We start from the raw sequence: 7,139 nt of genomic DNA on the forward strand, positions 1-7,139 counted from the left end.
TGTCCATAGAATCCGACCGGGGCGCGCCATGGACTTCATTCTGTATGCGGTGCCGTTTTTCTTCGTGCTGATCGCTGCCGAACTGCTTGCCGACCGCTGGCGCGGGGTCAGCCACTATCGCCTCGCCGACTCGGTGAACAGCCTCAGCGCCGGGGTGTTGTCGACCACCACCGGGCTGCTGACCAAGGGGGTGGGGCTGCTGACGTACGGGTTTGCCCTCGAACATCTGGCGCTGTTCAGGCTGCCAGCGGACAGCGCCTGGGTCTGGGTGTTGGCCTTTGTGTTCTACGACTTCTGTTACTACTGGCTGCACCGCCTGGGCCACGAGCGCAACATTCTCTGGGCCGCGCATTCGGTGCATCACCAGAGCGAGGAGTACAACCTCTCCACTGCGTTGCGCCAGACCAGTACCGGGTTCTTGCTGGGCTGGATCTTCTACCTGCCGATGGCCGTGCTCGGGGTGCCACTGCCGGTGTTCGTCAGCGTCGCGGCGATGAATCTGCTGTATCAGTTCTGGGTCCATACCCGGCACATTCCCAAGCTCGGCGGGTTCGAGTGGTTCTTCGTCACGCCATCCAATCATCGGGCTCACCATGCACAGAACGCTCTCTACATGGATCGCAACTACGGCGGGGTGTTCATTCTTTGGGATCGGCTGTTCGGTACGTTCCAGGAAGAGGACGACAACGAACCGGTGATTTTCGGCGTGACCACGCCGCTGGCAAGCTGGAATCCGCTGTGGGCCAACGTGCAGTTTTATGCGCAGTTATGGGACGACGCGCGCCGCGCCGAGCGTACGTGGGACAAGCTGCGGATCTGGTTCATGCGCACCGGTTGGCGCCCGGCAGACGTGGCGCTGAAGTACCCGCTGAACAAGCCGGACCTGAGCCGTTTTCGCAAGTTCGAGGTGCCACTCGACAGCCGTCGAAAGGGCTACGTGGCCTTGCAGTTCTGTGTCTATATCGCGTTGGGCAGTTACTTGATGGGACAGGCGCCACATTTGCCGGTCGCAGCGCTGCTGTTGGGCTGGGGCGCCGTGGCGTGGGGGTTGTTTGCGTTGGGCGTGGCCCTGGAAAATCGCCCGTGGGCGCTGAAGGTGGAGCTGCTGCGACTGGCCTCGACTCTGCCGCTGGCAGGGCTGGCGCCACTGCTCGGGCTATGGCCGGCCAGCCCGTTGGTCTGGGCTGGCCTGCTCGGTTACAGCCTGCTCAGCGGCATCGCGCTGTATGGCTGTCGCCAGCGCGTCACTCGGCTGGCTTCTTAGGTTCGGCGAGGCTGGCCTGTTCTGCTTGAAGCCGATCGGCGGCTTTTGCGGCTTGCTCGTCGGCGTACACCTGCCTGGCCAGGCGTGCGTTCTTGAAGCGGCGACGCAGCCACAGGCCGACACCCAGCACCAGCAGCGCGCCGAGGACCCACAACTCGTATTTCTTGATGCTGCCGAGCATGCCTTCGAGCACCGCGCCGAAGTGGTAAGCGGCCGCTGCCAGGGCGGTGGCCCAGATCGCCGCGCCGATGCCGTTGAGCAGCAGATAACGTCCCGGCGGATAACCCGACAGGCCGATCGCCACCGGCATCACCGTGCGCAGGCCATACACGAAGCGGAAGCTCAGGACCCAGATGTCCGGGTGCTTGCGGATGTGTTCCAGCGCGCGGTCGCCCATCATCTGCCAGCGCGGTTTGCGCGCCAGTAATTTGCGCCCGTGCTTGCGGCCCAGGAAATACCACAGCTGATCGCCGGCATAGCTGCCGAAGAACGCCACGACCACCACCAGGTTGATGTCCATGTATCCACGGAACGCGAGGAAGCCTGCGAGCACCAGGATGGTTTCGCCTTCGAAGAACGTGCCGAGGAACAAGGCAAAGTAGCCGAAGTCATGCAGAAATTGTTGGAGCATTGTCTGGGTGCTGGCGAAATGAACGCGCAGCCTAACCCTTCGTACACATTCAGGAAAGTGTCGAAATGTGTCTCGACGTGAACAATTCCTACGCTAACAATGGAATGCGGCTACATGTCACGGGGTACGCATAACTGTAATCTGTTCGTCATAATGGCCGTCTATAACTGTCACGCTCGCCCGTTTGCGCGGGCTCAGGAGTCTGCCGTGAGCTTTACCCCTGCCAACCGTTTGTTCCCTGCCACCCGTTTGCGCCGCAATCGCCGCGATGATTTTTCGCGACGGCTGGTGCGGGAGAACGTGCTGACGGTCGATGACCTGATCCTGCCGGTGTTTGTGCTCGACGGCGAAAATCGCCGCGAAGCTGTTGCTTCGATGCCCGGTGTAGAGCGCTTGACCATCGATCTGCTGCTTGAAGAAGCGGCGCACTGGGTCGAGCTGGGGATTCCGGCATTGGCGCTGTTCCCGGTCACTCCCGCAGAACTCAAATCCCTCGACGCCGCCGAGGCCTGGAACCCTGAAGGCATCGCCCAGCGTGCCACGCGCGCCCTGCGTGAGCGCTTCCCGGAGCTGGGCGTCATCACCGACGTCGCGCTCGACCCGTTCACCACCCACGGGCAGGACGGCATTCTCGACGAAGCAGGCTATGTGCAGAACGACATCACCGTCGACGCACTGGTCAAGCAGGCACTGTCCCACGCCGAAGCCGGCGCTCAGGTCGTGGCACCGTCGGACATGATGGACGGGCGCATTCAGGCGATCCGTGAAGCGCTGGAGATTGCCGGCCACGTCAACGTGCGGATCATGGCCTACTCGGCCAAGTACGCCAGCGCCTATTACGGGCCGTTCCGCGATGCGGTGGGCTCGGCGGCGAATCTGGGCAAGGCCAACAAGGCTTCGTATCAGATGGACCCGGCCAACAGCGACGAAGCGTTGCACGAAGTCGGCGCCGACTTGTCTGAAGGCGCGGACATGGTCATGGTCAAACCCGGCATGCCGTATCTGGACATTCTTTTCCGGGTAAAAGATGCCTTCAAAGTGCCGACCTTCGTCTATCAGGTTAGCGGCGAATACGCCATGCACATGGCGGCGATCCAGAATGGCTGGTTGAGCGAGGCGGTGATTCTTGAATCACTGACCGCCTTTAAACGTGCCGGCGCTGATGGCATCCTGACTTACTTTGCTGTCCGCGCCGCTCAATTGTTACGAGAGCAGAAATAGCCCTCCCAGGAACATTCGATGAATACCGAAGGACTCACAGAAGTTGCAGTAAAAGAAGCTCAGCCGGTGGTGGAGCAAATCACCGAAACCCCGCCGGAACTCGAGCCTGCGCCACCCGCGCCGGTCACCGAAGCCGTCGCGGCGGCGCCGGTGATTGCGATCCCGGGCCTGGATGACAGCAGCCTTTACATCCACCGCGAGCTTTCGCAACTGCAGTTCAACATCCGCGTGCTGGAACAGGCGCTGGACGAGTCCTATCCGTTGCTGGAGCGGCTGAAGTTCCTGCTGATCTTCTCCAGCAACCTCGATGAATTCTTTGAAATCCGTGTCGCCGGCCTGAAAAAGCAGATCACCTTCGCCCGTGAACAGGCCGGTGCCGACGGTCTGCAACCGCATCAGGCGTTGGCACGGATCAGCGAGCTGGTGCACGGTCACGTTGACCGCCAGTACGCGATCCTCAACGACATCCTGTTGCCGGAGCTGGAAAAGCACCAGGTGCGCTTCATCCGTCGCCGCCACTGGACGACCAAGATCAAAACCTGGGTGCGCCGTTATTTCCGCGACGAGATCGCACCGATCATCACCCCGATCGGCCTCGATCCGACGCACCCGTTCCCGTTGCTGGTGAACAAGAGCCTGAACTTCATCGTTGAACTCGAAGGCATCGACGCCTTCGGTCGCGATTCCGGTCTGGCGATCATCCCGGCACCGCGCCTGCTGCCGCGAATCATCAAGGTGCCGGAAGAAGTCGGCGGCACCGGCGACAACTATGTGTTCCTGTCGTCGATGATCCACGCCCATGCCGATGACCTGTTCCAGGGCATGAAGGTCAAGGGCTGCTACCAGTTCCGCCTGACCCGAAACGCCGACCTGGCGCTCGATTCCGAAGACGTCGAAGACCTGGCGCGCGCCCTGCGTGGCGAGCTGTTCTCGCGGCGTTACGGTGATGCGGTACGCCTGGAAGTCGCCGACACCTGCCCGAAACATCTCTCGGACTATCTGCTCAAGCAGTTCAACCTGAGCGAGACGGAGCTGTATCAGGTCAACGGCCCGGTCAACCTGACCCGTCTGTTCAGCATCACCGGTCTGGACAGTCACCCGGAGCTGCAATACACGCCGTTCACCCCGCAGATCCCGAAACTGCTGCAGAACAGCGAGAACATTTTCAGCGTCGTCAGCAAGCAGGACATCCTGCTTTTACACCCGTTCGAGTCGTTCACCCCGGTGGTCGACCTGCTGCGCCAGGCGGCGAAAGACCCGCATGTGTTGGCCGTACGCCAGACCCTGTACCGCTCGGGCGCCAACTCGGAAATCGTCGATGCGCTGGTGGACGCCGCGCGTAACGGCAAGGAAGTGACCGCAGTCATCGAACTGCGCGCACGCTTTGACGAAGAGTCCAACCTGCAACTGGCCAGCCGTCTGCAAGCGGCCGGTGCGGTGGTGATCTACGGTGTGGTCGGCTTCAAGACGCACGCCAAGATGATGCTGATCCTGCGGCGCGAGGCCGGCGAGATCGTGCGTTACGCGCACCTCGGCACCGGTAACTACCACGCCGGCAACGCCCGTCTGTACACCGACTACAGCTTGCTGACCTCTGATGATGCGTTGTGCGAAGACGTCGGCAAACTGTTCAGCCAGTTGATCGGTATGGGTAAAACCCTGCGCATGAAAAAGCTGCTGCATGCGCCGTTCACCCTGAAGAAGGGCATGCTCGACATGATTGCCCGGGAAACCCAGTTCGCCCTCGACGGCAAACCGGCGCACATCATCGCCAAGTTCAACTCGCTGACCGATCCGAAGATCATCCGCGCGTTGTACAAGGCCAGCCAGTCTGGCGTGCGCATCGATCTGGTGGTGCGTGGCATGTGCTGCCTGCGTCCGGGCATTGCCGGGGTTTCGCACAACATCCATGTGCGCTCGATCATCGGCCGCTTCCTCGAGCACACCCGGGTGTTCTACTTCCTCAACGGCGGCGAGGAGCAGATGTTCCTCTCCAGTGCCGACTGGATGGAGCGCAACCTCGACAAGCGCGTCGAGACTTGCTTCCCGGTGGAAGGCAAGAAACTGCTGACCCGCGTGAAGAAAGAGCTGGAGTTGTACCTGACCGACAATACCCACAGCTGGAGCCTGCAGTCGGATGGCCGTTACATCCGCAACACGCCAACCGGTAACCAGAACCCGCGCAGTGCGCAGGCGACGTTGCTGGAACGCCTGGGCAGCCCGATTCTGCCGGTGAGCAGCTGACCTTCAGCCCAATAAAAAAGGCGATCCCTCGGGATCGCCTTTTTTGTGCCTGTCGTTCACACACTTGTGGCGAGGGAGCTTGCTCCCGCTGGACTGCGCAGCAGGCCCAGGCTTTTAAAGAAAGGGCCGCTTCGCGCCCCAGCGGGAGCAAGCTCCCTCGCCACCAGGATCAGTGCACGGTGAGGACAATCCCCACCCGCGTCAGCCAATCGGCCTCGAGGCCAAAGTCCGCCTGAGTCAGCTGATTCTCATCCAGCCAGTTTTCCGGGAATTCCACGTCGAGGGTGTTGCCCTTGGCGTGCAGCACCACCTGCGGCATCGCCTGAGTGCCACGAATGTGGTGGAACAGAATCGCGAAACGCAGCAGCACGCACAGGCGAATCAGCTTGTCGCCGTCGTCACCGAACTCGGCAAACTTGTCCTTGGGAATGTTGCGGCGGTGGCCGCGCACCAGCAAGGCGAGCATCTGCTGGTCTTCGCGGGAGAACCCGGCGAGGTCCGAGTGTTCGATCAGGTAGGCGCCGTGCTTGTGGTAGTGGTAGTGCGCGATGTCGAGCCCGACTTCGTGGACTTTCGCCGCCCAGCCCAGCAGTTCGCGCCAGATACCGTCATCGAGCTCCCAGTCGGCCGCGACCTGATCGAAGGCGTGCAGCGCCTTGCGCTCGACCCGCGCTGCTTGTTCCAGGTCGACGTGGTAACGCTCCATCAGCGAAGTCAGGGTGCGTTCGCGCACGTCTTCGTGATGATGGCGACCGAGCAGGTCGTAGAGCACGCCTTCACGCAGCGCACCTTCGCAGTGATCCATGCGTTGCAGTTCGAGGGCGTCGAAGATCGCTTCGAGAATCGCCAGGCCCGCCGGGAAGATCGCCCGCCGGTCCGGCTTGATGCCTTCGAAATCGATCTTGTCGACGTCACCGAGCTTGAACAAGCGGCGCTTGAGCCAGGCCAAGCCTTCGGCATTCACTTCGCCGGTGCCATGCCCGCCGGCCTTCAGCGCCAGGCCGATGGCGCGGATGGTGCCCGAGGAGCCGATGGCTTCATCCCAGGTCAGGCGGTGCAGGGCGTGTTCGATGCTCATGATCTCCAGCCGCGCCGCCGTGTACGCCTGGGCGTAACGGGCCGGGGTGATCTTGCCGTCCTTGAAGTAGCGCTGGGTGAAGCTGACGCAGCCCATTTGCAGGCTTTCGCGCAGCAGCGGTTCAAAACGCTGGCCAATGATGAATTCGGTACTGCCGCCGCCGATGTCGGCCACCAGGCGCTTGCCCGGGGTGTCGGCGAGGGTGTGGGAGACGCCCAGGTAGATCAGGCGCGCCTCTTCACGGCCGGAGATGACCTCCACCGGATGACCGAGGATTTCTTCGGCGCGGTGGATGAATTCCAGACGGTTGCGCGCTTCGCGCAGGGCGTTGGTGCCGACGATCCGCACGGCGCCCAGCGGCATACCGTTGATCAGTTGGGCAAAGCGCTTAAGGCAATCGAGCCCGCGCTGCATGGATTCTTCGTTGAGGTGACGCTCTTCGTCGATGCCGGCGGCGAGCTGAACCTTCTCTCCGAGGCGCTCCAGAATACGGATTTCACCGTTCTGGGCCTTGGCCACGACCATGTGAAAGCTGTTGGAGCCCAAGTCGATTGCGGCGATCAGGGACAGATTCTTGGCTTTGGATTGCGGCATGGTCAGGTGGGTCTCGGTCGATAACCCCGACATCGTGCCACGATCAAACGCTGACGCCAACGCGCATGGTTCAAACCGTTGATCCAACACAACTTCTGTGGCGAGGG

Annotated in this window: 5 protein-coding genes; 3 read left to right on the forward strand and 2 right to left on the reverse strand. The window is 61.8% G+C overall.

The features are described 5' to 3' along the window. Positions 1-28: 28 nt before the first annotated feature. Positions 29-1,264: a sterol desaturase family protein gene (locus J5M57_RS17730; protein ID WP_207848327.1), complete on the forward strand. Its 1,236-nt coding sequence runs from the start codon at positions 29-31 to the stop codon at positions 1,262-1,264. Here the strand turns inward: J5M57_RS17730 and J5M57_RS17735 are convergent. Then, positions 1,245-1,895 (reverse strand): DedA family protein, encoded by a 651-nt coding sequence (locus J5M57_RS17735; protein ID WP_064589758.1) that lies wholly within the window; start codon positions 1,893-1,895, stop codon positions 1,245-1,247. The genes J5M57_RS17730 and J5M57_RS17735 overlap by 20 nt on opposite strands. Before the next feature lie 207 nt (positions 1,896-2,102). Between J5M57_RS17735 and hemB the strand changes: the two genes are divergently transcribed. Both hemB and ppk1 read left to right on the forward strand, forming a co-directional pair. Beyond that, positions 2,103-3,116: a porphobilinogen synthase gene (hemB, locus tag J5M57_RS17740; protein WP_207848328.1), complete on the forward strand. Its 1,014-nt coding sequence runs from the start codon at positions 2,103-2,105 to the stop codon at positions 3,114-3,116. 18 nt (positions 3,117-3,134) lie between these two features. Then, positions 3,135-5,360, forward strand: a complete 2,226-nt coding sequence (gene ppk1, locus J5M57_RS17745) for a polyphosphate kinase 1 (protein ID WP_064589756.1) — start codon at positions 3,135-3,137, stop codon at positions 5,358-5,360. A gap of 169 nt (positions 5,361-5,529) precedes the next feature. Here ppk1 and ppx read toward each other — a convergent pair whose 3' ends face one another. Continuing rightward, the gene (gene ppx, locus J5M57_RS17750) at positions 5,530-7,032 is read right to left on the reverse strand and encodes an exopolyphosphatase (protein ID WP_064589755.1); all 1,503 of its coding nucleotides are present in this window, start codon (positions 7,030-7,032) and stop codon (positions 5,530-5,532) included. Positions 7,033-7,139 lie beyond the last annotated feature (107 nt).

This window comes from Pseudomonas sp. 86_A, assembly GCF_017491705.1.
Classification (GTDB): domain Bacteria; phylum Pseudomonadota; class Gammaproteobacteria; order Pseudomonadales; family Pseudomonadaceae; genus Aquipseudomonas; species Aquipseudomonas koreensis.